This window comes from Pseudomonas chlororaphis subsp. piscium, assembly GCF_003850345.1.
In the GTDB taxonomy this organism is placed as follows: Bacteria; Pseudomonadota; Gammaproteobacteria; order Pseudomonadales; family Pseudomonadaceae; genus Aquipseudomonas; species Aquipseudomonas piscium.
Map to the genome: position 1 here is coordinate 4,588,948 of NZ_CP027707.1, position 26,962 is coordinate 4,615,909.

23 protein-coding genes and 3 tRNA genes are annotated in these 26,962 nt (G+C 60.5%); 10 read left to right on the top strand and 16 right to left on the bottom strand.

Features of this window, described 5'->3' with window-relative positions; all coding sequences use genetic code 11:
• Window positions 1–61: 61 nt before the first annotated feature.
• From C4K38_RS20635 to C4K38_RS20645, 3 genes are all read left to right on the top strand, one after another.
• Window positions 62–1,171 (top strand): 2-aminoethylphosphonate--pyruvate transaminase, encoded by a 1,110-nt coding sequence (locus tag C4K38_RS20635; protein ID WP_053279951.1) that lies wholly within the window; start codon window positions 62–64, stop codon window positions 1,169–1,171.
• A gap of 120 nt (window positions 1,172–1,291) precedes the next feature.
• Window positions 1,292–2,119: a phosphonoacetaldehyde hydrolase gene (phnX, locus tag C4K38_RS20640; RefSeq protein ID WP_053279952.1), complete on the top strand. Its 828-nt coding sequence runs from the start codon at window positions 1,292–1,294 to the stop codon at window positions 2,117–2,119.
• 171 nt (window positions 2,120–2,290) lie between these two features.
• Complete coding sequence (locus C4K38_RS20645; RefSeq protein WP_053279953.1) at window positions 2,291–2,839, top strand: cytochrome b; 549 nt, start codon at window positions 2,291–2,293, stop codon at window positions 2,837–2,839.
• Here C4K38_RS20645 and C4K38_RS20650 read toward each other — a convergent pair.
• Together C4K38_RS20650 and C4K38_RS20655 are read right to left on the bottom strand one after the other, a co-directional pair.
• On the bottom strand, window positions 2,836–3,756 hold the full coding sequence (locus C4K38_RS20650; RefSeq protein ID WP_053279954.1) for a 1-aminocyclopropane-1-carboxylate deaminase/D-cysteine desulfhydrase: 921 nt from the start codon (window positions 3,754–3,756) through the stop codon (window positions 2,836–2,838). The genes C4K38_RS20645 and C4K38_RS20650 overlap by 4 nt on opposite strands.
• A 220-nt stretch (window positions 3,757–3,976) precedes the next feature.
• Window positions 3,977–6,016: an oxidoreductase gene (locus C4K38_RS20655; protein WP_053279955.1), complete on the bottom strand. Its 2,040-nt coding sequence runs from the start codon at window positions 6,014–6,016 to the stop codon at window positions 3,977–3,979.
• A 211-nt stretch (window positions 6,017–6,227) separates the two neighbouring features.
• Here C4K38_RS20655 and C4K38_RS20660 point away from each other — a divergent pair, with 211 nt between their 5' ends.
• The gene (locus tag C4K38_RS20660) at window positions 6,228–7,358 is read left to right on the top strand and encodes a carbon-nitrogen hydrolase family protein (protein ID WP_053279956.1); all 1,131 of its coding nucleotides are present in this window, start codon (window positions 6,228–6,230) and stop codon (window positions 7,356–7,358) included.
• A gap of 3 nt (window positions 7,359–7,361) precedes the next feature.
• Window positions 7,362–8,399, top strand: a complete 1,038-nt coding sequence (locus C4K38_RS20665) for an AraC family transcriptional regulator (RefSeq protein ID WP_053279957.1) — start codon at window positions 7,362–7,364, stop codon at window positions 8,397–8,399.
• A gap of 346 nt (window positions 8,400–8,745) precedes the next feature.
• Here the strand turns inward: C4K38_RS20665 and C4K38_RS20675 are convergent, their stop codons facing one another.
• Together C4K38_RS20675 and C4K38_RS20680 are read right to left on the bottom strand one after the other, a co-directional pair.
• Entirely contained in the window at window positions 8,746–9,615 is an 870-nt protein-coding gene (locus tag C4K38_RS20675) for a DUF2242 domain-containing protein (protein ID WP_053279958.1), read from the bottom strand.
• A gap of 91 nt (window positions 9,616–9,706) precedes the next feature.
• Window positions 9,707–10,606, bottom strand: coding sequence for a LysR family transcriptional regulator (locus tag C4K38_RS20680; RefSeq protein ID WP_053279959.1), 900 nt, complete (start codon window positions 10,604–10,606; stop codon window positions 9,707–9,709).
• A gap of 125 nt (window positions 10,607–10,731) precedes the next feature.
• Between C4K38_RS20680 and C4K38_RS20685 the strand changes: the two genes are divergently transcribed.
• Complete coding sequence (locus tag C4K38_RS20685; RefSeq protein ID WP_053279960.1) at window positions 10,732–11,937, top strand: MFS transporter; 1,206 nt, start codon at window positions 10,732–10,734, stop codon at window positions 11,935–11,937.
• A gap of 55 nt (window positions 11,938–11,992) precedes the next feature.
• Here C4K38_RS20685 and C4K38_RS20690 read toward each other — a convergent pair whose 3' ends face one another.
• From C4K38_RS20690 to C4K38_RS20735, 9 genes are all read right to left on the bottom strand, one after another.
• Window positions 11,993–13,864: a SurA N-terminal domain-containing protein gene (locus C4K38_RS20690; protein ID WP_053279961.1), complete on the bottom strand. Its 1,872-nt coding sequence runs from the start codon at window positions 13,862–13,864 to the stop codon at window positions 11,993–11,995.
• Between the two features lie 233 nt (window positions 13,865–14,097).
• Window positions 14,098–14,370: an HU family DNA-binding protein gene (locus tag C4K38_RS20700; protein ID WP_002552737.1), complete on the bottom strand. Its 273-nt coding sequence runs from the start codon at window positions 14,368–14,370 to the stop codon at window positions 14,098–14,100.
• A 160-nt stretch (window positions 14,371–14,530) separates the two neighbouring features.
• Entirely contained in the window at window positions 14,531–16,927 is a 2,397-nt protein-coding gene (lon, locus tag C4K38_RS20705; protein ID WP_009044652.1) for an endopeptidase La, read from the bottom strand.
• A gap of 163 nt (window positions 16,928–17,090) precedes the next feature.
• Complete coding sequence (gene clpX, locus C4K38_RS20710; RefSeq protein ID WP_007927204.1) at window positions 17,091–18,374, bottom strand: ATP-dependent Clp protease ATP-binding subunit ClpX; 1,284 nt, start codon at window positions 18,372–18,374, stop codon at window positions 17,091–17,093.
• Window positions 18,375–18,480: 106 nt separating this feature from the next.
• Window positions 18,481–19,122 (bottom strand): ATP-dependent Clp endopeptidase proteolytic subunit ClpP, encoded by a 642-nt coding sequence (clpP, locus tag C4K38_RS20715; RefSeq protein ID WP_007927205.1) that lies wholly within the window; start codon window positions 19,120–19,122, stop codon window positions 18,481–18,483.
• Window positions 19,123–19,215: 93 nt separating this feature from the next.
• Window positions 19,216–20,526 carry a trigger factor gene (gene tig / locus C4K38_RS20720; RefSeq protein ID WP_053279962.1) on the bottom strand — a complete coding sequence of 437 codons (1,311 nt, stop codon included), beginning with the start codon at window positions 20,524–20,526 and terminating at the stop codon, window positions 19,216–19,218.
• 423 nt (window positions 20,527–20,949) lie between these two features.
• A tRNA-Leu gene (locus tag C4K38_RS20725) sits at window positions 20,950–21,034 on the bottom strand.
• Between the two features lie 56 nt (window positions 21,035–21,090).
• Window positions 21,091–21,166: transfer RNA gene (locus tag C4K38_RS20730), tRNA-His, on the bottom strand.
• A gap of 40 nt (window positions 21,167–21,206) precedes the next feature.
• Window positions 21,207–21,283, bottom strand: a tRNA-Arg gene (locus C4K38_RS20735).
• 280 nt (window positions 21,284–21,563) lie between these two features.
• Here C4K38_RS20735 and folD point away from each other — a divergent pair.
• The gene (gene folD / locus C4K38_RS20740; protein WP_007927213.1) at window positions 21,564–22,418 is read left to right on the top strand and encodes a bifunctional methylenetetrahydrofolate dehydrogenase/methenyltetrahydrofolate cyclohydrolase FolD; all 855 of its coding nucleotides are present in this window, start codon (window positions 21,564–21,566) and stop codon (window positions 22,416–22,418) included.
• Window positions 22,419–22,700: 282 nt separating this feature from the next.
• A complete protein-coding gene (gene pbpG, locus C4K38_RS20745) occupies window positions 22,701–23,639 on the top strand; it encodes a D-alanyl-D-alanine endopeptidase (RefSeq protein ID WP_053279963.1) in 939 nt (312 codons plus the stop codon).
• Window positions 23,640–23,730: 91 nt separating this feature from the next.
• Here pbpG and C4K38_RS20750 read toward each other — a convergent pair whose 3' ends face one another.
• Entirely contained in the window at window positions 23,731–24,405 is a 675-nt protein-coding gene (locus C4K38_RS20750; protein ID WP_053279964.1) for a PA2778 family cysteine peptidase, read from the bottom strand.
• Window positions 24,406–24,626: 221 nt separating this feature from the next.
• On the opposite strand from C4K38_RS20750, the gene C4K38_RS32365 reads away from it, so the two are divergent.
• The gene (locus tag C4K38_RS32365; protein WP_164487016.1) at window positions 24,627–24,794 is read left to right on the top strand and encodes a hypothetical protein; all 168 of its coding nucleotides are present in this window, start codon (window positions 24,627–24,629) and stop codon (window positions 24,792–24,794) included.
• A gap of 79 nt (window positions 24,795–24,873) precedes the next feature.
• Here C4K38_RS32365 and C4K38_RS20755 read toward each other — a convergent pair whose 3' ends face one another.
• Window positions 24,874–25,635, bottom strand: coding sequence for a TerC family protein (locus C4K38_RS20755; RefSeq protein WP_053279965.1), 762 nt, complete (start codon window positions 25,633–25,635; stop codon window positions 24,874–24,876).
• 31 nt (window positions 25,636–25,666) lie between these two features.
• Window positions 25,667–25,915, bottom strand: a complete 249-nt coding sequence (locus C4K38_RS20760; protein ID WP_025804783.1) for a hypothetical protein — start codon at window positions 25,913–25,915, stop codon at window positions 25,667–25,669.
• A 136-nt stretch (window positions 25,916–26,051) separates the two neighbouring features.
• On the opposite strand from C4K38_RS20760, the gene nhaR reads away from it, so the two are divergent.
• A complete protein-coding gene (gene nhaR, locus C4K38_RS20765; protein WP_023964284.1) occupies window positions 26,052–26,957 on the top strand; it encodes a transcriptional activator NhaR in 906 nt (301 codons plus the stop codon).
• The last annotated feature ends 5 nt before the right edge of the window (window positions 26,958–26,962 follow it).

A 26,962-nucleotide genomic window follows, 5' to 3' on the forward strand; every position in this document is an offset into this window, starting at 1 on the left:
TTTAGGCCCCGTAGTTTTTATCCCAAGCGCACCCCATAACGCTTCTGCGAGGACACCCGAATTGAGTACCGCCGCACCCATCCTGCTCACTCCCGGCCCCCTGACCACCTCGGCCCGTACCCGCCAGGCGATGCTGCTGGACTGGGGTTCATGGGATGACCGTTTCAACCAGCTGACCGCCAGCCTTTGCGAACAGCTACTGGCCATCGTCAATGGCGCCGCCAGCCACCACTGCGTGCCCCTGCAAGGCAGCGGTACCTTCGCCGTGGAAGCCGCCATTGGCACCCTGGTGCCGCGCGATGGCAAGGTGCTGGTGCTGATCAACGGCGCCTACGGCAAGCGCCTGGCGAAGATCTGCGAAGTGCTGGGCCGTGACTTCAGCACCTTCGAAACCGCCGAGGACCAGCCGACCACCGCTGCTGACGTCGATCGCCTGCTGCACGCCGATGCAGCCATCAGCCATGTGGCGCTGATCCACTGCGAAACCAGCACCGGGATTCTCAACCCACTGCCGGACATCGCCCAGGTGGTGGCCGGTCATGGCAAGCGCCTGATCATCGACGCCATGAGTTCCTTCGGCGCGCTGCCGATCGATGCCCGACAGGTGCCATTCGACGCGCTGATCGCCGCGTCCGGCAAATGCCTGGAAGGCGTTCCCGGCATGGGTTTCGTGTTCGCCCGCAAGGAAGCCCTGGCCGCGGCCGCCGGCAACTCGCACTCGCTGGCCATGGACCTGCACGACCAGCACAGCTACATGACCAAGACCGGGCAATGGCGCTTCACGCCGCCGACCCACGTGGTCGCGGCGCTGCACGAAGCCCTGCTGCAATATCACGAAGAAGGCGGCCTGCCGGCGCGTCACCAGCGTTATGCCGCCAACTGCCAGGCGCTGCTCGATGGCATGACCCGACTGGGCCTGCGCAGCTTCCTGCCGGCGGCGATCCAGGCGCCGATCATCGTCACCTTCCACGCGCCGAAAGATCCGCGCTACCAATTCAAGGAGTTCTACGAACGGGTCAAGGCCAAGGGCTTCATCCTCTATCCCGGCAAGTTGACCCAGGTCGAAACCTTCCGCGTCGGCTGCATCGGCCATGTCGACCCGGCCGGGATGCGCGCCGCGGTCCAGGCCATCGCCGATGTGCTGCGGGAAATGGAAGTGCTGGATATCTGACCCCAACACACAACCTGTAGGAGCGAGGCTCGCCCGCGATCGCAGGCACCGCGCTCCATCAGGTTCACCTCGTCATCGTTCATCGCGGGCAAACCTCGCTCCTACACAGGTCTTCAACACATGAACTACAACACCCCCAAGCAGCTGCAAGCCGCGATCCTCGACTGGGCCGGCACCGTGGTCGACTTCGGCTCCTTCGCGCCGACCCAGATCTTCGTCGAGGCCTTCGCCGAGTTCGATGTGCAGGTCTCCATCGAAGAAGCCCGCGGCCCGATGGGCATGGGCAAGTGGGACCACATCCGCACCCTGTGCGACCTCCCGCAGGTCGCCGAGCGTTATCGCCAGGTGTTCGGCCGCACCCCGACCGACGATGACGTCACCGCCATCTACCAGCGCTTCATGCCGCTGCAGATCGAAAAGATCGCCGAACATTCGGCGCTGATCCCCGGCGCCCTGGAAACCATCGCCAACCTGCGCCAGCAAGGCATCCGGATCGGCTCCTGCTCCGGCTACCCGAAACAGGTCATGGACAAGGTGGTGGAACTGGCCGCGAGCAATGGCTACGTCGCCGACCATGTGGTGGCCACCGATGAGGTGCCGAACGGCCGCCCATGGCCGGCCCAGGCCCTGACCAATGTGATCGCCCTGGGGATCGACGATGTCGCCGCCTGCGTGAAGATCGACGACACCGTGCCGGGCATTCTCGAAGGCCGTCGCGCCGGCATGTGGACCGTGGCCCTGATCTGCTCCGGCAACGCCCTGGGCCTGACCTACGAAGCCTATCGCGCCCTGGGCAGCGACACCCTGGCCAGCGAGCGCCAGCGTATCCACGGGCTGTTCGAGGGCTCGCGCCCGCACTACATGATCGACACCATCAGCGACCTGCCGCAGGTGATCGCCGACATCAACCAGCGCCTGGCCAACGGCGAGATGCCGCAAGGCTGCTGACCGGCCATTGGCCTCCCCCGAACGGCAGCCCGGCATGGCGCTGCCGTTTTTTTATCGATACCCGCTCAAACCGCGCATTTGCCCCGGGCAGAGCCTCGGAAACAGGATTACAGTTACAGCACTCCGTCGTTAAGAACGGAGGCTACTGACCTGAAGAACGAGGAAGGCTCTATGCCCTGGAAGAACTCCGACAGCCGTTACAGCACGGTGTCGATTGCATTGCATTGGTTGATGCTGGTGTTGTTGATCGCGGTCTACGCCTGCATCGAATTACGCGGCATTTTTCCCAAGGGCAGCGGCGGCCGGACGCTGATCAAGGAAGCTCACTTCATGCTTGGCCTGACGGTGTTCGTGCTGGTCTGGCTACGCCTGTTCGCCCGCAGCCTGGGGGTGGCGCCGAAGATCCTGCCCACACCGCCGAGCTGGCAGATGCTGCTGTCCAAGCTGATGCACTGGGCCCTGTACCTGTTCATGATCGCCATGCCGATCCTCGGCTGGCTGATTACCAGCGCCGAAGGCCATCAAGTGATGTTCTACGGCATCGACCTGCCGCTGCTGGTGGCTGAAGACAAAGCGTTCGCCAAGCAGGTCGAAGGCTGGCACGTGCTGCTGGGCACCGTCGGCTACTGGCTGATCGGGCTGCATGCGGTGGCCGGGCTTTATCACCACTACTTTATGCGCGACAACACCCTGCAACGCATGCTGCCCAAGCGCGGCTAAGCGGCGAAACCCCGGCGGCCCTGCAAGCCGCCGGTATGGACGAAGACCAGGCGGCTGCCCGCGGCAAACCGCCCGGCCTCCACCTGTTGCTTGAGGGCCAGCAAAGCCTTGCCGGTGTACAGCGGCTCCAGGGGGATGCCGCTGTGTCGTTCGCTCTCCTCGATAAACGCCAGCAGCAGCGGATCGACCTTGGCGAAACCGCCGCGACTGCTGTCGAGCAGCTCATAACCCGCAGCCTGCAAGCCCGCCTCCTGCATAATCGCCGCCACCTGTTGCGCGACACCGTGATCGTCCGGCACCGCCAAGGCGCCATACACCGGCCGGGCGCCGTCCTCTCCCAACACCAGCCCGGCCAGGGTGGTCCCGGTACCGGCAGCCAGCCACCAGCCGTGATAGTCGTCCCAGCCCAAGGCATTCAGTTGACTGCGCACCTGCTTCACCAACGGCATGCAGCCGGTCGCCCCGAGCAGGCCGCCACCGCCCTCCGCTACCGGGAACAATTCAGGGTACTGGGCCTGCCAGGGCTGCCAGAACCCTGGCTCATGCCGCGCCCGGTAGCCGGCGTAACCCAGCCAGTGCAGCTGCATGCCGAAGCCTTGCAGGTCGAGCACGGTGGGTGTGTCCTGCGGATGGCCGCGCAGCAGTCCCACGGTGGCGAAACCGAAACGTTTGCCGGCGGCCGCCAACGCGTGCAGGTGATTGGAATGAGCACCGCCCAGGCTGATGATGCCCCGGGCGCCGGCTTCGCCAGCCGCCGCCAGATGCGGGGCGAGCTTGAACCACTTGTTGCCGGAGATCAGCGGGTCGATCCGGTCCAGGCGCAGGACCGCCACTTCCACCCCGGCGCGGGACAGCCAATCGAGGACCAGGGGTTGCAGGGGCGCGCTCGGCAGCCAGTGGAAAGGTCCGAGGCTCATGGGCGGGTTGGAACGGCAGCGGGAAGGCAATGCATCGCGGGCGGGTTCTGAATGACGAAGGCGGCAAGTTTACCAGCCTCAGGGGCGCTACCGCGGGCAAGTCGGATCGCCGCCCGCTCGCTCTGTAGGAGCGAGGCTTGCCCGCGATGGCGTCGGAGCAGACATAAAAAAGCCACCGGGACTCTTCGCAGAGTCCGCGGTGGCCATGATTACCGCTGGATCAGAGTTCCGCGGCCAGGCGCGAGCCCTGGTTGATCGCACGCTTGGCGTCCAGCTCGGCGGCCACGTCGGCGCCACCGATCAGGTGCACGTTCTGCCCAGCGGCCACCAGGCCTTCGTGCAGTTCGCGCAGCGGGTCCTGGCCAGCGCAGATCACGATGTTGTCCACCGGCAACACCTGCGGCTCGCCGCTCTCGCCAATGCGGATATGCAGGCCGGCATCGTCGATCTTCAGGTATTCGACGCTGTTGAGCATCTGCACCTGCTTGTTCTTCAGGCCGGTGCGGTGGATCCAACCGGTGGTCTTGCCCAGGCCGTCGCCGACCTTGGAAGTCTTGCGCTGCAGCAGGAACACCTGCCGCGCCGGAGCATGACGCTCGGGCTTGATGCCCGCGACGCCACCACGGGCCTCCAGGTGTGTGTCGATGCCCCACTCCTTCCAGAACGCCTCACGGTCCTGGCTGGTGGCCACGCCCTGATGCACGAGGAATTCGGAGACGTCGAAGCCGATGCCACCGGCCCCGATCACCGCCACTTTCTGGCCCACCGGCTTGCGCTGCAGCAGCACGTCCAGGTAGCTCAGGACCTTGGAGTTGTCGACGCCCGGGATCGCTGGCGTGCGCGGGGCGATACCGGTGGCCAGGATGATTTCGTCATAACCGCCGGCCACCAGTTGCTCGACATCGACCCGACGGTTCAGGCACAGCTCGACATTGGTGGTCTGCAGCTTGTGCTTGAAGTAGCGCAGGGTCTCGAAGAACTCTTCCTTGCCCGGTACGCGTTTGGCGACATTGAACTGGCCGCCGATTTCGCTGGCCGAATCGAACAGCGTCACCTGATGACCGCGCTCGGCCGCCACGGTCGCGGCGGACAGCCCGGCAGGGCCGGCACCGACCACGGCGATCTTCTTGATCTGCTGCACCGGCAGGTAGTTGAGCTCGGTCTCGTAGCAGGCCCGCGGGTTGACCAGGCAGCTGGTGAGCTTGCCGCCGAAAGTGTGGTCCAGGCAGGCCTGGTTGCAGCCGATGCAGGTGTTGATTTCATCGCCCCGCCCCGCGGCCGCCTTGTTGACGAACTCCGGGTCGGCAAGGAACGGCCGCGCCATGGAGACCATGTCGGCGTCGCCTTCGGCGAGGATCTGCTCGGCCACTTCCGGAGTGTTGATACGGTTGGTGGTGATCAGCGGGATGGACACCGAACCGCGCAGCTTGGCCGTGACCTTGCTGAAGGCGGCACGCGGCACCTTGGTGGCGATGGTCGGGATCCGCGCTTCGTGCCAGCCGATACCAGTGTTGATGATGGTCGCGCCGGCCTGCTCGATGGCCTTGGCCAGTTGCACGATTTCTTCCCAGGTGCTGCCGCCTTCCACCAGGTCGAGCATCGACAGGCGGAAGATGATGATGAAGTTCGGGCCTACCGCTTCGCGCACGCGGCGGACGATTTCCACCGGCAGGCGCATGCGGTTTTCGTAGCTGCCGCCCCAGCGGTCGGTACGGTGGTTGGTGTGCGCGGCGAGGAACTGGTTAATGAAGTAGCCTTCGGACCCCATGATCTCGACACCATCGTACTCGGCCTGCTGGGCCAGGGAGGAACAGGTGACGAAGTCGCGGATCTGTTTCTCGATGCCCTCTTCGTCCAGCTCCTTGGGCTTGAACGGGTTGATCGGCGCCTGGATCGCGCTCGGCGCCACCTGTTTCGGGCTGTAGGCATAACGCCCGGCGTGGAGGATCTGCATGCAGATCTTGCCGCCCGCTTCATGCACGGCGCGGGTGACGATACGGTGCTTGAGCGCCTCTTCTTCGGTGGTCAGCTTGGCCGCACCGGAGTACACGCCGCCTTCGTCGTTGGGGCCGATACCGCCGGTCACCATCAGGCCGACGCCGCCGCGGGCACGCTCGGCGAAGTAGGCCGCCATGCGTTCGAAACCGCCGGGCTTTTCTTCCAGGCCGGTGTGCATCGAGCCCATCAGGGTACGGTTGCGCAGGATGGTAAAGCCCAGGTCCAGCGGGGCCAGCAAATGCGGGTAGTGAGCGGCGGCCATCGGTAACTCCACATCGAACGATCACGGAAAAAATGCGGAAGCTCTGCGGCCTCCGTCGGTCATGTTCGACAGACTAAGAGCAGCCCCCAAGGTGCTCAATGACCGTAACTGACAACTTATTGATCCAAATGCGCAGCCCGCCCTTGGCAATCGCGGACATGGGCCCTACCCTAGTCAGCGAATCCCGCACACGGCTGCCGACTGTCTTCCCATGCGCAAACTTCTTTACTTCACCTTCACCCTGGCCCTGATTGCCGCCATCACCAGCTACGCCCTGTGGACCCGCGAGCGGCCGATCGGTCATTACCTGTCCGACCTGCGCATCCAGCTCGCGGTGGACCAGGGCACCCCCGCCGACCACGGCAACCTGCTGGGCATCCAGCCCGAGCTGTTCCCCACCGACTACCAGAGCCCCGAGCGCCTGCACCGCAAGCTCGCGGCCTACCTGCAACAGGCCCGGGACCAGGGGCTGCTGAATGAAAAGACCGTGGTGGTGCTGCCGGAGCACATCGGCACCTGGCTGATGGTCAGTGGCGAGAAAAACGAGCTGTACCAGGCCGCCAGCCTGAAAGAGGCGATGAACTGGCTGGCGGTGAGCAACCCCCTGCCCTTCCTACGCGCCCTGATCACCGCCAAGGGCGACAACCGCCTGAACGACGCCCACCTGCGGATGAAGGCCCAGAGCATGGCCGAGCAGTACCAGCGGCTGTTCGGCGGCCTGGCCAAGGAATTTGGCATTACCCTGGTCGCGGGCTCCATTGTCCTGCCGGAACCGGTGATCGAAGACAACAACCTGCGCATCGGCAGCGGCGCGCTGTACAACACCACCCTGGTCTTCGGCAGCGACGGCCTGCCAATCGGCCAGCCGCAACGCCAGCTGTACCCGACCTTCGACGAGCGCGGTTTTATCCAGGCCAGCGCCGACCAGGCTGTCCAGGTCGTCGACACCCCGGCCGGCCGCCTGGGCGTGCTGATCGGCAGCGACAGCTGGTACCCGGACAACTATCGCAAGCTCAACGCCCAGGGCGCGCAACTGGTGGCGGTCCCGGCCTTCGTCATGGGCCGTGGCGCCTGGGACAGGCCATGGCGCGGCTACAAGAATCTCTCGACCCCGAGCGAGGTCAGCCTCAAGCCCGAGGAAGTCAGCGAAGGCGAAGCCTGGCGTCGCCTGACCCTCACCAGCCGCGCCCCCAGCAGCCTGGCCAGCGCCGGCGTCAGCGTGTTTCTGCGCGGCCAGTTCTGGGATCAGGGCAGCGCCGGGCAAAGCTTCATCAACAGCAACGGCGAGCACTTCGCCGATGGCGATGCCCGTGGCGCGCGTTTGCTGAATATCTGGTTGTAACCCATGAAGCCCCAGCCGATGCGCCTCGGAGACCTGTCGGTGGGCTTCGTCCATAGCCTGGCCGACGCCGTGCGCAGCCATGGCCTTGACCCGCAGCCGCTGCTGGAGCAATACGGACTGGATGCCGCGCGCCTGGCCGAGGCCGGAGCGCGGTTGTCGATTCCCCGTTATATGCGCCTGGGCCACGCGGCGATTCAACTGACCGGCGATCCGGCACTCGGGTTGTGCATGGGCCAGCTCAGCCGCCTGAGCCAGGCCGGGCTGGCGGGCGTCACCGCTGCCCAGGCGCCGACCGTACGCGAGGCCGCGCGCTGCCTGACCCGTTTCGAAGCTTTGTATGGCTCGAACTATCGTGGCCAGTCGAGCTTCCATGAAGACGCCGACGGCGCCTGGCTGCGTTTCTACTCCATCAGCCCCTATAACGCCTACAACCGCTTTGTGGTGGACTCGATCCTGGCCGGCTGGCTGCAGCAACTGGGCAGCCTCGGCTCGCCGGTCAAGGCCGAACGCATCGAGATCGAGTTTGCCCAGACCGATTACCGCGACCGCTACAACAGCCTGGGGGATTGCCCGATCCAGTTTGGCGCCGAGCACAATCAGCTGCGCCTGAGCCTGGCCACCCTGGCCCAGCGCAATGTCGAGCACTGCCCCAGTACCTGGCGCCATCTGCTGCAACTCTGTGAACGGGAACTGGAACAACTGACCCGCACCCGCAGCCTGCGTGAACGCATCACTCAGTTGCTGGGGCCTTTGCTCAATGGTGGCCGGGAGCCCGACCTGGAAGAAGTGGCGGCACGCCTGAAGCTGCCAACCTGGACCCTGCGCCGCAAACTCGCCGAGGAAGGGACGCAGTTTCGCGCCATTCTCAACGACACCCGTCGCGATCTGGCCATGACCTACATTCGCGATACCGAACTGGTCTTCGGGGAAATTGCCTATCTGTTGGGGTTTGCCTCAGCCGAGGCCTTTCAACGCGCCTTCAAGCGCTGGAGCGGCCAGACACCGGGTGAGTTTCGTCGCAGCCACCGGCAGTCCGCCTGAAAAAAAACGCCACCGGCGTTACAGCTCGGTGGCGTCTTCTGCGGGTTCCAGCGGGTCCAGTTCGAAAGCCTGGAATTCCAGCAGTTCTTCTTGGTAATCGTCCATGGCGGACTCCTTGTGTATGGGGTGTAGGTAACCTGCTTGCTGAGCAGTCTTCTTAACTGACCTTGGGCACCAGCATAAAGTGCCGGCATGACAGAAAAAATACCGCGAGCAATCTTCGTCCCTCAAATGGAACGTAGCAGCTGGCAACGGATTTACCCGCAGGCTGGCAAAGAAATCTTCAGAGAGGCTCGGCAACCGCGGGATCGACACCTGGGTCGATCTCGCAGCAATCCGCAGATGCTTACTGTGGCAGCGCCGGAATCGGCTCTGTCGGGGCCGGCAAGGTGCTGGCGGGAGGTGGGGTAACGATCTCGCTGGACGGCGTCGGCGCGGCAGGTGCGCCCGGCGCGATGGGCGCCGCTTCCGCAGGTGGCGCTAGCGGCTGCGAGAGGCTCGATTCGGCCGGCACAACCGGCGGCGTGGCCGGAGCAGGCTCGATAGCCGGTACAGCAGGCGGTACGACAGGCGCCGGTTGCGGCGTCACTGGCGCCGGAGCTGGGGCCGCGGCAGGTTCGGCGGGTTGGGGTTCAGGCACCCCCAGGTCGGTCTTCGGTTTCTCGATGATGTGCGCGGCCTTTTTCGCTTCCTGTGGCAGGAACAGCTCCACCAGAGCGAAATAACGCTCGTAGAACTTCGCCGAGGAAACCGTCTCGCTGGCGACCTTGACCATCGAGTCGTCGGTCGAGCCGATCGGCATCGACACCGAACCCAGCACGCCCACCCCCAGGCTCGCCGAGTTGTTGACCTTCTTCAGCGCATAACGGTCCTGCAGGGCGTTGGCGAACACCGTGGAGCGGTGATCGGTGCTGCCGTCCTGGGCGCATACCACGCTGAAACTGATCTCCATGTGGGTTTCGCCCGTCTGCTGGAAGCTCTTATGGCCACTGACCAGTTTCGGATCGCTGCTGGTGATGATGTAGCCCTGGCTGAGCAAGGCACGACGAGCGGCCTCGCAGGACGCCGTGTCACTCACCGGGTAATTGCGCGAAAAGGTGCCGGAGTCATCGAAGTTTTCATGCTCGTAAATGGCGGTCTTTTGCGACGAACAACCAGCGACGGCCGCCAGCAGCAGCGTCAACCCGGCGGCACGCAGGTGAAATGATCTATACATCGAAAATCCTGAGGAAAACGGTCCGGGGCGTATTGTGCAACAGTTCGAGGCTACAGGGCTCGCGGATTAGTGTCTTAAGGTGAATACAAGGTTACTGACCACGGTTTGCCGGAAAAAGTCGCGCGCACAGATGATCGATGAATACCCGCAGCTTGGCGGCGGTGTGCCGGCTCGCCGGCCAGAGCAGCCAGAAGGTGCCGTTGTATTCGAGATGCTCGTCGAGCACTGGCTGCAACTCTCCTCGCACGAGCGCCTCGTGCACCATGAAATCGGGCAGGCAGGCGATCCCCAGGCCACGTCGTACCGCATGGTCCACGGCTTCGATAGAGGTACTGACAAAACGTGTCGGCAGCAGCGGTTCCGGGGCGTCGACCGCTCGTCGCAATGGCCAGTGTTCGAGTTTGCCCGTGTTGTGGAAGGTATGCCGCAAGCATCCGTGGTTGGCCAGGTCGGCGGGCGTCTGCGGAACGCCATGCTCGCGAAAGTACTCAGGCGTGGCCACCAGCACCAGGCGGAACTGCCCCAACGATCGGGCTACCAGCCGTGAATCGCCGGGGCTGCCGGTGCGTATCACGGCATCGAAACCCTCTTCCACGACATCCACTATGCGGTCCGTCAGCTCGATATCCAGCTCGATCTCCGGATAACGCTGCATGAACTCCACCAACACCGGCATCACCAGAGCATGAACCTGCGGCAGGCTGACCCGCAGCTTGCCCCGCGGAACATTGGAAGACTTGCACAGATCGAATTCGGCCGCCTCGACCTCGGCGACAATCCGGCGGCAGCGCTCGAGAAAACTCGCGCCCTCGGCGGTCAGGGTGATACTGCGGGTACTGCGATGGAACAGCTGGGTCTCCAGGCGCTCCTCGAGCCGTGCGATGCTCTTGCCGACAGCCGACGACGATACCCCCAACAACCGCCCCGCCTCGGTAAAACTGCGGGTTTTCGCCACATGCAGAAAGACCGAGATATTGCTCAACCAGTCCATTGCCGACCTCGCTATTGCGGACATGGATGTCCGATAAGTTCGGAACCTTAGCCTATTTTTCTCTTTATCACAGCGCCCTACCCTCAGCCTCCCTACTTCCTGAAACCTGTAGCGAGCCTGAGACCATGACCGAACCTCTTGCCACCGTCGACCTGCTGGACATCGAGTCCAGGCGTCGCGACCGACTTCCACTGGGCGGCCTGCTGGCGCTGGCGACCGCCGGTTTCATCACCATCCTTACCGAAGCCATGCCAGCCGGCCTGCTGCCACAAATGAGCCAGGACCTGGCGGTGTCCCCGGCGCTGGTCGGCCAGTTGGTCACGCTGTATGCCATTGGTTCGCTACTGGCGGCGATTCCCTTGGTGATCCTCACCCAAGGCTGGCGCCGCCGCCCCTTGCTGATGATCGCCATAGGCGGTTTTGCCGTGGTCAACAGCGTCACGGCCCTCTCCAGCAACTACAGCCTGATCCTGGTCGCGCGCTTTTTTGCCGGGATATTCGCCGGGCTGCTCTGGGCCCTGCTGGCCGGATATGCCAGCCGCATGGTCGCACCGCACTTGCAGGGCCGGGCCATCGCCGTCGCCATGCTTGGCGCGCCGCTGGCTCTGTCCCTGGGAGTTCCAGCGGGCACACTGCTCGGTGCATTGGTCGGCTGGCGGGCCAGCTTTGCCTTGATGACTGTGCTGACTCTGGTTCTGCTCGGCTGGGTGCGCTGGCAGGTCCCGGACTTTCCCGGCCTGCGCAGCGACAAGCGCCTGTCGCTGAAGAGCGTATTCGCCTTGCCCGGGGTCAAGCCGGTGCTGTTCGTGACCTTCGCTTATGTCCTGGGCCACAACATCCTCTACACCTATATCGCGCCGCTCCTGGAGCCGGCCGGTATCACCGGGCAGATCGACCGAGTGTTGCTGGTATTCGGGTTGACCGCGGTGCTGAGCATCTGGATCGTCGGTCTGCTGATCGATCGCTGGTTGCGGCGGCTGGTACTCATCAGTTGCACCTTGTTCGGTCTCTGCGCACTGCTGCTGGCGTTCCGCCCTGACGCGCCTGCCGCGGTCTACGTCTCGATGGTCCTCTGGGGTCTGTCGTACGGCGGCCTCGGCACCCTGCTGCAGACAGCCCTGGCGAAGACCTCCGGTTCCTCCGCCGACGCCGCACAGTCGATGCTGGTGACTGCATGGAACCTGGCCATCGCCGGTGGCGGGCTGGTGGGTGGCGTACTGCTGGAAGGCCCGGGCGTTCTGTCGTTTCCCTGGGTGATCATCGGCCTGCTGCTGGTTTGTCTGTTGGTCGCCGTGAATGCCCGGCATCACGGCTTTCCCGCCGCACGCTAAAAACAAAAACCCCGGCACGTTGGCCGGGGTCTCTGTTTGTTACTTCAGTCGGGCATCAGAAGCGCTTGATGTCAGCCTGGTTTTCCAACTGCTTGCGGTATGCCGCGAAGTCTTGCTGACCCACACGCGAAGCGAGGAAACGACGGTACTGAACCTTCTCTTCATCAGTCGGTGCAGCGGCTTCATTCACGCCCCTCAGTTGCAGGACCACCAGGCTACCGTTCGGCAGGGTCACACTGCTGAAGGTCGGCTTGTCCTTGGCCGCTGGCTTGGTCATGCGGAACAGGGCCTGCAGCACGATCGGCTCGACGCCTTCCTGGCCTCGGGTCACGGCTTGCGCAACCTTCCAGCTCTGACCGTCGACAGGTGCATTCAGCGCAGTCTTGCCTTCACGCAGGCTGGCGATCAAGGCATCGGCCTTGGTCTTGGCGGCAGCACTGGCGTGCTCCTTGGCCAATTGCGTGCGGATGCTGCTGGCGACGCTTTCCAGCGGCAGCTGCTCTGGCTTGCGGTGCTCTTTGGCGCGCAGGACCACTACGGTTTCCGGATCCAGCTCGATGGCGGTGCTGTTGGCACCTTCATCCAACACTTCAGGGCTGAAAGCAGCCTGAATCACGGCGCGGTTGGCAGCGATGCCCTCGCCGCCTTCACGCCCGAATGGAGCGGAAGTGTGCACGGTCAGTTTCAGTTCTTGAGCCGGCTGGGCCAGATCCGAAGCTTCGAACGACGAGTCTTCCAGCTGCTTGGTCGCCTCGACAAAACGCTGCTCGACCTGCTGGGTTTTCAGCTCGCGGGTCAGCTTGTCTTTCAGGCTGGCGAAGCTCGGCACCTCAGGTGCCTCGACGCCCAGCAGCTTGATCAGGTGGAAACCGAAACCGGTGCGTACCGGCGCCGAAACCTGATCCTTGTTCAAGGCGTACAGCGCTTCCTCGAAGGCCGGGTCATAGACGCCAGGACCGGCATAACCGAGGTCACCACCGTTGTTCGCCGAACCCGGGTCCTGGGAGAACTCCTTGGCCAGTGCCTCGAAGCTTTCGCCCTTGGCCAGGCGCGCCTGGATCTCTTCGATCTTGGCCTTGGCCTGTGCTTCGTTCACCTTGTCGTTCACTTCGATCAGGATGTGCGCGGCACGACGCTGCTCGGACAGGTTGGCGGTTTCTTTCTGATACAGCGCCTGCAGCTCTTCGTCCTTGACGCTGACCTGATCGAAGAAGGAAGCCTTCTTCAATTCCAGGTAGTCGATGACCACCTGGTCCGGCGACATGAATTCCTTGGCGTGTTCGTCGTAGTAAGCCTTGACCTCATCGTCGGTCAGCTTGACTGCCGCCGGGTCGGCCTTGATGGTCAGGGAAGCGTAGTCGCGGGTCTGTTTTTCCAGACGAGCGAATGCCAGCACCTGGGCATCGGTCACGAAACCGCTGCCAGCCAGACCGGCGCGTACCTGGCCGATCAGCATTTCCTGAGCCAGCATCTGACGGAACTGCATCCGGCTATAGCCCAGCTGACGGATTACCTGGTCGAAACGCTCAGGGCTGAACTTGCCGTCCACCAAGAATTCCGGCGTTTGCAGGATCACCTGATCCAGAGCGGCTTCAGAGAAGGCGAACTTGGAGTTTTCCGCGCCTTGCAGCAGCAGTTTGCGGTCGATCAGACCTTTGAGAGCCGCTTCGCGCAGCATCTTCTCGTCGAGCAAGGAAGCATCGAAATCCTTGCCCAGTTGTTGCATGAGCTGACGGCGTTGCATATCAACCGCCTGGCTCAGCTCATTCTGGGTGATTTCTTCGCCATTGACCTTGGCCGCGTCCTGACTGGTGGAAGTGGCTTGAAAAATGGCATCGAAACCGGTCAGCGCCATCAGTGCGACGATGACCCCGATAATGGTCTTGGCAATCCAGCCTTGTGAATTGTCCCTGATATTCTGCAGCATGCGTCCCCCAGAAACGGTTGTACTTCAAATTAAGCAACCGTGGAGCGTGGGTAGAGTCCGGATAGAAGAAAGGCGCATCCGAGGATGCGCCTTTCTCGTAACTGGCGGAGCGGACAGGGGATCGAACCTTCGATCCCCGATGTGACAAACCGGATTTCTAACCGGCTGCCCTACCGCTCCGCTGCCAGGTCGGGAAAGACCCCGACCCGGGTAGGCAAAGGCTTGAAGGAAGCTTAGTTAACGGCTTCTTTCAGTGCTTTACCAGCTTTGAAACCTGGTTTTTTGGCTGCAGCGATTTCCAGCGTCTTACCGGTCTGTGGGTTACGACCAATGCGAGCAGGACGATCGGTAACAGAGAAAGTACCGAAACCAACCAGTACAACGGAGTCGCCAGCCTTAAGAGCGCCAGTGACGGATTCGATTACTGCATCCAGCGCACGGCCAGCAGCAGCTTTCGGGATATCAGCAGATGCAGCGATAGCATCAATCAGTTCCGACTTGTTCACTCTAAGTCCCCTTATATATCTATTTGAGTATGATTCTAAGTTTTTTGGTGAAAGCAAAAACCAGTGCTGAATGGCCTACAGACACTTAAGAGCCGCTTTATAACAAGGGCTCTAAAAAGCTGTCAAGGAAGCCCCCCAGGCTAATGCGTACTAATGCGTGCTAATGCGTGCTAATTCTTTCCTTAGAGTCAGACTCGCGTTTTTCATCCTTTGCAACTATCTCGGGAGCCACATCCGGCAAGGGCTCCGGCGCGTATTGCAGCGCAATTTGGAGGACTTCGTCAATCCATTTAACTGGCTTAATTTGCAGATCCTGCTTGATATTGTCAGGAATTTCCTTCAAATCACGCACATTCTCTTCTGGAATGATGACTGTCTTGATTCCGCCGCGATGTGCTGCAAGAAGTTTCTCTTTCAAACCACCGATCGCCAACACCTGACCACGCAGGGTAATTTCCCCGGTCATGGCCACATCAGCCCGCACCGGAATGCCGGTCAGAGCCGAAACCAGGGCCGTGCACATGCCTACGCCAGCACTAGGGCCGTCTTTCGGGGTCGCCCCTTCCGGCATATGGATATGGGTGTCGCGCTTCTCGTGGAAGTCCAGGGGGATCCCCAGGCTCTTCGCACGGCTACGCACCACCGTCAGCGCCGCAGTGATCGATTCGACCATCACGTCGCCCAGCGAACCAGTCTTGATCAACTGACCTTTTCCCGGCACCACGGCGGCTTCGATGGTCAGCAGCTCACCACCGACCTGGGTCCAGGCCAGGCCCGTTACCTGACCGATCTGATCCTGCTGCTCGGCCAGGCCGTAGCGGAATTTGCGCACGCCGAGGAAATGCTCCAGCAGGTCGGAAGTGACCTTCACCGAGAAGCGTTTTTCCAGCGCATGTTCCTTGACCGCCTTGCGGCAGACCTTGGCGATCTGGCGCTCCAGCCCACGCACACCGGCTTCGCGGGTGTAGTAACGGATGATGTCGCGAATGGCTTCTTCGTCGAATTCCAGCTCGCCTTTCTTCAGACCGTTGGCCTGAATCTGCTTCGGCGACAGGTATTTGACCGCGATGTTGATCTTCTCGTCCTCGGTGTAACCCGGCAGGCGAATCACCTCCATCCGGTCCAGCAACGCTGGCGGAATGTTCATCGAGTTGGAGGTGCAGAGGAACATCACATCGGAGAGGTCGTAATCGACTTCCAGATAGTGGTCGTTGAAGTTGTGGTTCTGCTCGGGATCGAGCACTTCGAGCAATGCCGAAGCCGGATCGCCACGCATGTCGCTGCCCATCTTGTCGATTTCATCGAGCAGGAACAGCGGGTTGCGAACACCCACTTTCGTCATCTTTTGAATCAATCTTCCTGGCATCGAACCGATGTAGGTACGACGATGGCCACGAATTTCCGCTTCATCGCGTACGCCGCCAAGGGCCATGCGCACGAATTTACGGTTGGTGGCGTGGGCAATCGACTCCGCCAGGGAGGTTTTACCGACCCCGGGAGGCCCGACCAGGCACAGCACCGGACCACGAATCTTCTTCACGCGCTTTTGCACGGCGAGGTATTCGAGAATCCGCTCTTTGACTTCTTCCAGGCCATAGTGGTCGGCGTCGAGGATATCCTCGGCACGCGCCAGATCCAGACGAACCTTGCTTTGAGCCTTCCACGGCACCTGAACCAGCCAGTCGATGTAGGAACGCACCACTGTGGCTTCAGCCGACATCGGCGACATTTGCTTGAGCTTGTTCAGCTCGGCCTGGGCCTTGGCCAGGGCGTCCTTTGGCAAGCCGGCGGCGTCGATGCGCTTTTTCAGTTCTTCGACTTCGTTGTGACCTTCGTCACCATCGCCCAGCTCTTTCTGAATGGCCTTCATCTGCTCATTCAGGTAGTACTCGCGCTGGCTGCGCTCCATTTGTTTCTTCACGCGACCGCGAATGCGCTTCTCGACCTGCAACAGATCGATTTCCGCATCCAGCAACGCCAGCACGTGCTCGACACGCGCCGACAGGTCGATGATTTCGAGAATTTCCTGCTTCTGCTCGATTTTCAGCGCCATGTGGGCGGCCATGGTGTCTACCAGGCGGCTCGGCTCATCGATGCTGTTGAGGGACGACAGCACTTCGGCAGGGACTTTCTTGCCCAACTGCACGTACTGCTCGAACTGGGACAGCAGGCTACGGACAAAGACTTCCGACTCGCGCTCAGGAGCGTCTACCTCGTCAATCAGGGAGACTTCGGCACGGCAGTGGCCATCCACTTCGCTGAAACGCTCCACAGCGCCCCGCTGCTCGCCCTCGACCAGTACTTTGACGGTGCCGTCGGGCAACTTGAGCAATTGCAGAACTGTGGCGATGGTACCTACGCGATAGAGTGCATCTTCACCGGGATCATCATCAGCAGGATTTTTCTGAGCCAACAGAAGAATCTGCTTGTCGCCCGTCATCGCGGCCTCGAGGGCTTCGATAGACTTCTCGCGCCCCACGAACAGCGGGATAACCATGTGCGGATAAACCACGACATCACGCAATGGCAGGAGAGGCAATTCGATGGTTGTCTTCATGATTTCGCCTCTACGGCGGCCATAAGGCCGTAAACAGATGGAAGTAAGCTTGAAACCAAGATGGGGGCTGCCTCGAAAAAAAACAAGCTCAAAGACAGTACTTTAAAGGCAGTAAAAACAAAGGGGCCCGAAGGCCCCTTCTGTCAAACCAGCAGTCCGGCGCTTAAGCGTCCGGGGCTGCCTTGGCAGTCGGCTCACTGTTTTCATAGATATACAGTGGCTTGGACTTACCTTCTATAACGCTTTCATCGATCACTACTTTACTCACCTCGGACTGCGAGGGGATCTCGTACATAGTGTCGAGCAACACGCCTTCGAGAATCGAACGCAATCCGCGAGCACCGGTCTTGCGCTCAAGCGCACGCTTGGCGACCGACTTGAGGGCATCGGTACGGAATTCCAGATCGACGCCTTCCATCTCGAACAACTTGGCATACTGCTTGGTCAAGGCATTTTTCGGCTCGGTGAGGATCTGGATCAACGCAGCCTCATCCAGCTCGTCCAGGGTCGCCAGAACTGGCAGACGGCCCACGAACTCCGGAATCAGGCCGAACTTGACCAGATCGTCCGGTTCGACTTCACGCAGGGATTCGCCGACCTTCTTACCCTCTTCCTTGCTGCGTACTTCAGCATTGAAGCCGATGCCGCCGCGAGTCGAACGGTTCTGAATAACCTTTTCCAGGCCCGAGAACGCACCACCGCAGATGAACAGGATGTTGCGTGTATCGACCTGCAGGAACTCTTGCTGTGGATGCTTGCGACCACCTTGAGGCGGAACGGAAGCCACAGTACCTTCGATCAGTTTCAACAGGGCCTGCTGCACGCCTTCGCCCGAAACGTCACGGGTAATCGAAGGGTTATCAGACTTGCGGGAAATCTTGTCGATTTCATCGATATAGACGATGCCCATTTGAGCTTTCTCTACATCGTAATCGCACTTCTGCAGCAATTTCTGAATGATATTCTCGACGTCCTCACCCACATAACCGGCTTCGGTCAGAGTGGTGGCGTCGGCAATGGTGAACGGTACATTCAACAGGCGCGCCAGGGTCTCTGCCAGCAGAGTCTTGCCCGAACCTGTAGGGCCGATCAGCAAGATGTTGCTCTTGCCCAGTTCGACCTCGTCATTCTTTTTGTCACGCTGGTTGAGGCGCTTGTAGTGGTTGTATACCGCTACTGCCAGAACCTTTTTCGCACGTTCCTGACCAATCACATACTGATCAAGGATGCCGCTGATTTCTTTAGGCGAAGGCAATTTATGCGCGCTGCTTTCGGCCTGTGCTTCCTGCACCTCCTCACGGATGATGTCATTGCACAGGTCGACGCACTCGTCGCAGATAAAGACCGAGGGGCCGGCAATCAATTTGCGTACTTCATGCTGGCTCTTGCCACAGAAGGAGCAATAAAGCAGTTTGCCGTTGTCCTCGCCGTTGCGGGTGTCAGTCATTCGATCGATCCAAATCCGATAGGCTTGCAACACAAGATGAAGGCAATTGCGGGCTTTTTCAAGTCCGCAGGTGGCCGGTTAAACCAACCACCTACATTTGAGTTGCTTAGGCGGGCATTTGACGCTTGGTGATCACAGAGTCAATCAGGCCGTATTCAGCCGCACGCTCTGCGCTCATGAAGTTGTCGCGCTCGGTGTCGCGCTCGATGGTCTCCAGGCTCTGACCGGTGTGATGAGCCAGCAGCGAGTTCAGACGCGAACGGATGTGCAGGATTTCCTTGGCATGGATGTCGATATCCGACGCCTGGCCTTGGAAACCGCCCAATGGCTGGTGAATCATCATCCGCGAGTTAGGCAGGCAATGACGTTTGCCCGCTGCGCCACCGGCGAGCAGGAAGGCCCCCATGCTGCAGGCCTGGCCGATGCAGATGGTGGAAACGTCCGGCTTGATGAATTGCATGGTGTCGTAGATCGACATGCCTGCAGTCACCGAACCGCCTGGCGAGTTGATGTAAAGATGGATGTCCTTGTCCGGGTTTTCCGCTTCAAGGAAGAGCAATTGTGCCGCGACCAGGTTGGCCATGTAGTCTTCTACCGGGCCAATCAGGAAGATCACCCGCTCCTTGAGGAGGCGCGAGTAGATGTCATAGGCGCGTTCGCCACGGGCGGACTGCTCGATAACCATCGGGACCAGGCCGCCTGCGGCCTGGATGTCAGAGCTCTGCTGATAATAAGAATTGCGGGACATGTCCTGCAGTCACTCCCAAGTAGTCATGTCTTGAATACGCATAAGCCAGCACGAAGGCTGGCTTATGGTGTGTATTTTCGAACGAGTAAAAAATCAGTCGGCTTGTGGTGCTTCTACCGGCTTGACCGCTTCTTCGTAAGAGACCGATTTGTCGGTCACGCTAGCTTTCTGCAGAACAGTATCCACAACTTGTTCTTCCAGCACAACCGAACGGACTTCGTTCAGTTGCTGCTCGTTCTTGTAGTACCAGGACACGACCTGCTCCGGCTCTTGGTAAGCAGAAGCCATTTCCTGGATCAGCTCACGCACGCGGGCTTCGTCAGGCTTGAGGTCGAATTGCTTGACCACTTCGGCCACGATCAGACCCAGCACAACGCGACGCTTGGCTTGTTCTTCGAACAGCTCGGCCGGCAGTTGATCAGGCTTGATGTTGCCACCGAACTGTTGAACGGCCTGAACGCGCAGACGGTTCACTTCGTTGTCCAGCAGAGCCTTAGGCACTTCGATCGGGTTGGCAGCCAGCAGGCCGTCCATTACCTGATTCTTGACCTTGGACTTGATGGCCTGACGCAGTTCACGCTCCATGTTCTTGCGAACTTCGGCGCGGAAACCTTCCAGACCGGCTTCCTTGATGCCGAATTGAGCGAAGAACTCTTCGGTCAGCTCTGGCAGCTTAGGCTCGGAAACGGTGTTGACGGTCACGGTGAACTCGGCAGCCTTGTTAGCCAGGTCCAGGTTCTGGTAGTTCTCAGGGAAAGTCAGGTTCAGAACGCGTTCTTCACCAGCCTTGGCGCCGACCAGGCCTTCTTCGAAGCCCGGGATCATTCGGCCGGAACCCAGTACCAGCTGAGTACCCTTGGCGGAACCGCCAGCGAACACTTCACCGTCGACCTTGCCGACGAAATCGATGTTCAGCTGATCTTCGTTCTGGGCGGCACGCTCGGCCACTTCGAAGCGAATGTTCTGCTTGCGCAGGATTTCCAGCATGTTGTCCAGATCGGCATCAGCCACGTCAGCGCTCAGGCGCTCAACGGCGATGGACTCGAAACCGGCAACGGTGAACTCAGGGAACACTTCGAACGTTGCAACGTATTCCAGATCCTTGCCCTTCTCCAGAACCTTTGGTTCAACCGAAGGAGCGCCAGCCGGGTTCAGCTTCTGCTCGACAACAGCTTCGTAGAAGGAAGCCTGGATCACGTCACCCACAGCTTCTTGACGCGCATCAGCTTCATAACGCTGACGGATCACGCTCATTGGGACTTTGCCAGGACGGAAGCCTGGAATCTTGGCCTTTTGGGCAGTCTGCTGCAGACGCTTGTTGACCTGTGTCTCGATGCGCTCAGCCGGCACGGTGATGCTCATGCGGCGCTCAAGAGCAGAAGTATTTTCAACAGAAACTTGCATGGATATTCCTCGTTGCACAGACGTTAGCCGGCCGTTTCCGACCCCAGAATCAAGGGCATGCATTCTAGTGGGTCAAACTCAAGAAGTCACCCTACTGAAAACGGGTAAAAAAACAGCTGGCGATTTAAAGGCGGGGACCAAGGGTTGAGCCTCGCCCTGAGAGCAAATACAGCGAATCAAACCAGGGCCTCTGCACCAACGCTTCTATATATAGAAGGAATGGCGCATCACATCCCTGATGGCCGGACCAGACCACAACCCGACCGGTAAACCTCCAGCATTCCAGCGACAAAAGGACGAGTGTTTCGTCGCTTCCCTGGCCCAGCACCTGCGACCCACTGGAAATGCAGACTTCTGAAACGAAAACGGCGCAGCCCTTTTCAGGTGCTGCGCCGTTATCTGCTATATAAATAGCTACTTAATTGGTGCGGACGAAGAGACTCGAACTCTTACACCTTGCGGCGCTGGAACCTAAATCCAGTGTGTCTACCAATTCCACCACGTCCGCGTATCAAGCTTTTAAAGCAAAGGCGCCAGACTATTAATCTGGCGCCTTTCGGAATATGGGGTGGACGATGGGGATCGAACCCACGACAACAGGAGTCACAATCCTGTGCTCTACCAACTGAGCTACGCCCACCATATTGCGTTGTTGCGTTACTTGTGCCAAAGCTGCCTAATGGCGCACCCGGCAGGACTCGAACCTGCGACCATCCGCTTAGAAGGCGGATGCTCTATCCAGCTGAGCTACGGGCGCCTTATTAATCTGTATTCTTTAATGATTACAAACTAAGTGCTTTCAGTCGTTACGAGCTAAACATCAACTCCGCCCGACCTTCTTAACCAGTGCTAGGCTGTGCCCGACAAGTGCGACGAATGTTATAGACGAGCCGCTAGGTCGTCAACTCTTTTTTGAAAAAAATTCATTTAATTAAAGGAGTTAGGGGAATTTGCAGACCAAGCGCCTTTGCCCTCACGTCCTGGCATGCGAGAATGCGTGCTCTTTTTCTCTCCCTCTCGATGGTTAATCACGCGTCATGACTGCACAACTAATCGACGGCAAAGCGATCGCCGCTAGCCTGCGCCAGCAGATCGCCAAACGTGTCGCCGAGCGTCGCCAGCAAGGCCTGCGTACTCCAGGCCTCGCGGTGATCCTGGTCGGCAGCGACCCGGCCTCTCAGGTTTATGTCTCGCACAAGCGTAAAGACTGCGAAGAGGTCGGCTTTCTTTCACAAGCCTATGACTTACCTTCCGACACCACTCAAGAAGCACTGGCCGGCCTGATCGACCGCCTCAACGATGACCCGAACATCGACGGCGTCCTGCTGCAACTGCCACTGCCCGAACACCTCGATGCCTCCAAGTTGCTGGAGCGCATCCGCCCGGATAAAGACGTGGATGGTTTCCATCCTTATAACGTCGGTCGCCTGGCCCAACGCATCCCTCTGCTGCGTCCATGCACGCCGAAAGGCATCATGACCCTGCTGGAAAGCACCGGTGCCGATCTGTACGGCATGGATGCAGTAGTGGTCGGTGCTTCCAACATCGTTGGTCGTCCGATGGCGATGGAGCTGCTGCTGGCCGGTTGCACCGTTACCGTCACCCACCGCTTCACCAAGGATCTGGCCGGCCACGTCGGGCGTGCCGATCTGGTGGTCGTGGCCGCCGGCAAGCCGGGCCTGGTCAAGGGTGAGTGGATCAAGGAAGGCGCCATCGTCATCGACGTCGGCATCAACCGCCAGGAAGACGGCAAGCTGGTGGGCGACGTGGTCTACGAGACCGCCCTGCCCCGCGCCGGCTGGATCACCCCGGTACCCGGTGGCGTTGGCCCGATGACTCGCGCCTGCCTGCTGGAAAACACGCTGTATGCGGCAGAAACGCTGCACGACTGACCCTGGGAAATAGCCCGGATAAAAGAACCCCGCCACTGGCGGGGTTCTTTGTTTCTGCTCGCCGAAACCCTGAAGCGAATCTCCCCGCTTGCAGTGACGATCACCCCACCAGAAAGAAGGGGATCGAACTGATACAAAACTGATACAGGATGAAATTTAATTTACCTGAAGCCCTTTACCTACGGGCGTGTAGCTCTTTCCTGGCACATACTCATAAAATGTAACGTTTTTCTGAAAGCAGCCCGTTGTAGAACGGCATATCCACTTTATGAGTCCGCCCGCGTGAAAATCCGTCTTTCTATCCTGAGCCTATTTTTTGCATTTACAGGCACCTTTATCACGCAGAGCGTCGTCGCTCGCGAAACCACCGAAGCGCCGCGCGACCCTTCCCAACTGCATATTGCCTCCGGCAGCGCCCTGCTGCTGGATCTGCAGACCAACAAGGTCATCTATTCCAGCAATCCCGACGTGGTCGTGCCCATCGCGTCGGTGACCAAGCTGATGACCGGCCTGATCGTACTCGACGCCAAGCAACCACTGGATGAGTACATTTCCGTGGACATCAGCAACACCCCGGAAATGAAAGGCGTGTTTTCCCGGGTCAAGCTCAAGAGCGAGCTGCCGCGCAAGGAGATGCTGCTGATCGCCCTGATGTCGTCGGAAAACCGCGCCGCCGCCAGCCTCGCCCACCACTACCCGGGCGGGTACGCAGCCTTTATTGCCGCCATGAACGCCAAGGCCAAGGCGCTGGGCATGACCAGCACGCACTATGTCGAGCCGACAGGCCTGTCGGTCCATAACGTGTCCACCGCACGGGACCTGAGCAAACTGTTGCTGGCGGCGCGCAAATACCCGCTGCTGAGCGAGCTGAGCACCACCAAGGAAAAGACCGTGGCGTTCCGCAAACCCAACTACACCCTGGGTTTTCGCAACACCGATCACCTGGTCAACAAGGCCAACTGGGACATCAAGCTGACCAAGACCGGCTTTACCGATGAAGCAGGCCACTGCCTGGTACTGGTGACCAGCATGAGCAACCGCCCGGTCGCCCTGGTGATTCTCGACGCCTTTGGCAAATACACGCACTTCGCCGATGCCAGCCGCATCCGCCAGTGGCTGGAAACCGGTAAAAGCAGCTCGGTACCGAATGCCGCCTTGAGCTACAAGGCCGGTAAAAACCTGAAAAGTCGTCAGAGCGGCGTCGCCCAGACTGCCGAATAGAACCTGGCAGACACAAAAAAGGCTGCAGATCCGTCGATCGCAGCCCTTTCAAAGGACGGCGCCCAAGGGCGCCGTCAGCGTTTCTGCAACCTCAGTTGGCGCTCAACGCCTTGGTCGCCCGCGCCGCCGCGTTCTCCTGCCCGGCCTGGGCCAACTCATCGGCCGCCTTCAGCCAACGCTGACGATCGACCTGGGCCGGCACCTGGGTCGGCCCCTGAATCAGCACCGCCCAGCGCCCCGCGCTGCTCCAGGCCGACTCGAACTTGGCAAAGTCTATCAACAGGCGACGATTCATTCCCGCTCGCAGCAACACCGTCTGCTTGTGCCGGTTGTAACCGGCCAATACGGCATAACGAGGCTCGGCCCAGAACGCCGAGCCTTCGGTGTAACGCACCATCACCGGGTATCCCGCGGCAACCTGGGTCAGCAGCGCCGCCAGATTGGCGTCCAGCGGATAGACCACCATCCCGTACTCACGCGCCAGGGTCAGCATGTTCTGCTGCAACTTCGCCTCGGCGCCTGGCAGATGCAGCGGCTTGTCCAGCAGACCTGGAGTAATTGCGATACCTTGCTGGGACAGCATGCTGGCCAGGGCGCCAGGGCCGCTCTGAAAGGTTTCGCCGCGGAAAAACGCTACGCCGTTGAGTTCCACCCGCTCGGGCAGGCGCTGAATCTCCGGCTGCACGCTGCTGGCGCAACCGGCCAGCGTCAGGGCGCAGGCGCCCGCCAACAACAGTGTTCGAAATCGCAGAAACATCCGTTCCATCATGACTCTCTTGTGCAGACGCCAAGCCAGGAGCCCCGGCCGAAACGCTGATCATAGGGCGCCGCGATGCAGGGGTATAGCGTCCAGCCGCAGTAATTTGCGCCCCATAGAGCAAACAGTTTGAGGACACTCGACTATTGGTCAATGGCTTGAAACACATCCACGACTAGACTGTCCATTGCAAAGAGAGTGTGCCCGGACAGGGCAAAAAGGAGGCATGTATGAGCCTGACAACGACAATCCTGATGCTGATCGGCGGCTGGCTGGCCGTCGCCGCTGCCATGCTCTGGGGCGTCCTGCGGATCGCTCGCCGACACCATCATCCGCGCTTGCCGACTCCCACCGCGAAAACCGCAAGCCCGGCCCGGCATCACGCCACTGCGCACTGACTGGCGCTGTTTCTCCCACCCAATAAAAAACGGCGGCCTGTGTCCTTGAACACAGGCCGCCGTCAGTTGTTGCCGCGAATCAGGCTTCGACTTCAGCCTCCGCCACCGCCCGCTTCTGCCGGGCACGACGGGCCAGCATATTCAACCCTTCGATGGCCGCCGAGAAGGCCATGGCCGCGTACACATAACCTTTTGGCACATGGGCACCGAAACCTTCGGCAATCAGCGTCATGCCGATCATGATCAGGAAGCCCAGGGCCAGCATGACCACCGTCGGGTTGTCATTGATGAACTTGGCCAGAGGCTCGGCCGCCAGCAACATCACCAGTACCGACACCACCACCGCGATGATCATGATCGGCAAGTGTTCGGTCATGCCGACCGCGGTGATGATGCTGTCGATGGAGAACACCATGTCCAGCATCAGGATCTGGCCGATCGCCGCGGCAAAACCCAGGGACACGCCAGCGGTCTCGCTTTTGCTGTCCTGCGGCTCCGGGTCCATGCTGTGATGGATCTCCGTGGTGGCCTTCCACAGCAGGAACAGGCCGCCGGCAATCAGGATCATGTCCTTCCAGGAGAAGACCTGGCCGAAGACATCGATCACCGGCTCGGTCAGCTGCACGATGAAGGCGATGGTGCTGAGCAGCGCCAGACGCAGGATCAGGGCCATGCCGATACCGATCCGCCGGGCCTTGGCTCGGTGCTGCTCGGGCAGCTTGTTGGTCAGGATCGAAATGAAGATCAGGTTATCGATGCCGAGCACGATTTCCATGACCACCAGGGTTGCCAGGGCGACCCAGGCGGTGGGGCTGGCGGCGAGTTGTAAAAGGTATTCCATGGCTCAGTCCTGAGTCGGGGGTATGAGGGGATCAGATTTCCTGGGACGACGAGGTAGGCTCTTTGGCCTCGTCAGCCGGCTTTTCCTGCTTGCTGATCAAGCCTTGGGTCGCGTCGCTGATCGCCTGTTCGGCGGCCTTGTGCGTGTCGTCGATCGCCTGCTTGGCGTTTTCCGCGGCCTTGCCCAACAGCTGTTGCGCGCTTTTTTCCGCTTGCTCGCAACCGGCGAGGGTGATCAAGGACAACGCCAGCAACGATGCGGCGATGGATTTATAGGTCATTGCGCTTTCCTCGTTAGAACGGAGCGGGCCGAGAGGATGGCCCGTTAATAGCGAGGCATTCTATGGAGGTGAACACTTCAGGAAAATTCGTATTTTTAACAGCTATACTTCGGTTTTTACGAATCAAAAGCCAGCCATGCTCAATTACCGCCAACTGCACTACTTCTGGGTCGTCGCCAAGACCGGCAGCATCGTCCGAGCCTGCGAGCAACTGAACCTGACCCCGCAAACCATCAGCGGGCAGATCACCCTGCTCGAACAGACCTACGGCATCGAGCTGTTTCGCCGGGTCGGCCGGCAACTGGAGCTGACCGAAGCCGGGCGCCAGACCCTGCCCTACGCCGAGCAGATGTTCCAGCTCGGCGGCGAGCTGGAAGCCATGCTCCAGGCCCAGCCCAACGAGCAGCAGATCCTGTTTCGGGTCGGCGTGGCCGATGTGGTGCCCAAATCGATCGTCTACCGCCTGATCGCCCCGACCATGGAACTGAACGAGCCGATCCGCATCACCTGCCGCGAGGACAAACTCGAACGCCTGCTGGCCGACCTGGCCATCCAGCGTCTGGACCTGGTGATTTCCGACAGCCCCATGCCCTCGCACCTGGACATCAAGGGCTACAGCCAGAAACTCGGCGAATGCGGCATCAGTTTTTTCGCCACCGAGGAACTGGCCGAGCGCTATGGAACGGACTTCCCCCACAGCCTGCATGGCGCTCCGTTGCTGATTCCCGGACAGGAAACAGTAGTACGCAGCCGCTTGCTGCGCTGGCTGGCCGAGCAACAGATACAACCCAGGATCATCGGTGAGTTCGACGACAGCGCCTTGATGCAGGCATTCGGCCAGTCGGGCAGCGGGATCTTTATCAGTCCCAGCGTGATCGCCGACGAAGTGCGGCGCCAATACGGCGTGCAACTGATCGGCCAGACCGACGCGGTCAGCGAGTCGTTCTACGCCATTTCGGTCGAACGCAAGGTCAAGCACCCCGGCATCGTGGCGATCACCGAAGGCGCCCGCCGCGAGCTGTTCACCGCCATGGGTGCTTGAGGAGA

Bases quoted from the DNA above. Each gene is read 5' to 3' on its own strand.
- phnX (WP_053279952.1), top strand. From the start codon at position 1,292: ATGAACTACAACACCCCCAAGCAGCTGCAAGCCGCGATCCTCGACTGG.
- C4K38_RS20645 (WP_053279953.1), top strand. From the start codon at position 2,291: ATGCCCTGGAAGAACTCCGACAGCCGTTACAGCACGGTGTCGATTGCA.
- C4K38_RS20650 (WP_053279954.1), bottom strand. From the start codon at position 3,756: ATGAGCCTCGGACCTTTCCACTGGCTGCCGAGCGCGCCCCTGCAACCC.
- C4K38_RS20655 (WP_053279955.1), bottom strand. From the start codon at position 6,016: ATGGCCGCCGCTCACTACCCGCATTTGCTGGCCCCGCTGGACCTGGGC.
- C4K38_RS20660 (WP_053279956.1), top strand. From the start codon at position 6,228: ATGCGCAAACTTCTTTACTTCACCTTCACCCTGGCCCTGATTGCCGCC.
- C4K38_RS20665 (WP_053279957.1), top strand. From the start codon at position 7,362: ATGAAGCCCCAGCCGATGCGCCTCGGAGACCTGTCGGTGGGCTTCGTC.
- C4K38_RS20675 (WP_053279958.1), bottom strand. From the start codon at position 9,615: ATGTATAGATCATTTCACCTGCGTGCCGCCGGGTTGACGCTGCTGCTG.
- C4K38_RS20680 (WP_053279959.1), bottom strand. From the start codon at position 10,606: ATGGACTGGTTGAGCAATATCTCGGTCTTTCTGCATGTGGCGAAAACC.
- C4K38_RS20685 (WP_053279960.1), top strand. From the start codon at position 10,732: ATGACCGAACCTCTTGCCACCGTCGACCTGCTGGACATCGAGTCCAGG.
- C4K38_RS20690 (WP_053279961.1), bottom strand. From the start codon at position 13,864: ATGCTGCAGAATATCAGGGACAATTCACAAGGCTGGATTGCCAAGACC.
- lon (WP_009044652.1), bottom strand. From the start codon at position 16,927: ATGAAGACAACCATCGAATTGCCTCTCCTGCCATTGCGTGATGTCGTG.
- clpX (WP_007927204.1), bottom strand. From the start codon at position 18,374: ATGACTGACACCCGCAACGGCGAGGACAACGGCAAACTGCTTTATTGC.
- clpP (WP_007927205.1), bottom strand. From the start codon at position 19,122: ATGTCCCGCAATTCTTATTATCAGCAGAGCTCTGACATCCAGGCCGCA.
- tig (WP_053279962.1), bottom strand. From the start codon at position 20,526: ATGCAAGTTTCTGTTGAAAATACTTCTGCTCTTGAGCGCCGCATGAGC.
- folD (WP_007927213.1), top strand. From the start codon at position 21,564: ATGACTGCACAACTAATCGACGGCAAAGCGATCGCCGCTAGCCTGCGC.
- C4K38_RS20750 (WP_053279964.1), bottom strand. From the start codon at position 24,405: ATGGAACGGATGTTTCTGCGATTTCGAACACTGTTGTTGGCGGGCGCC.
- C4K38_RS32365 (WP_164487016.1), top strand. From the start codon at position 24,627: ATGAGCCTGACAACGACAATCCTGATGCTGATCGGCGGCTGGCTGGCC.
- C4K38_RS20755 (WP_053279965.1), bottom strand. From the start codon at position 25,635: ATGGAATACCTTTTACAACTCGCCGCCAGCCCCACCGCCTGGGTCGCC.
- C4K38_RS20760 (WP_025804783.1), bottom strand. From the start codon at position 25,915: ATGACCTATAAATCCATCGCCGCATCGTTGCTGGCGTTGTCCTTGATC.
- nhaR (WP_023964284.1), top strand. From the start codon at position 26,052: ATGCTCAATTACCGCCAACTGCACTACTTCTGGGTCGTCGCCAAGACC.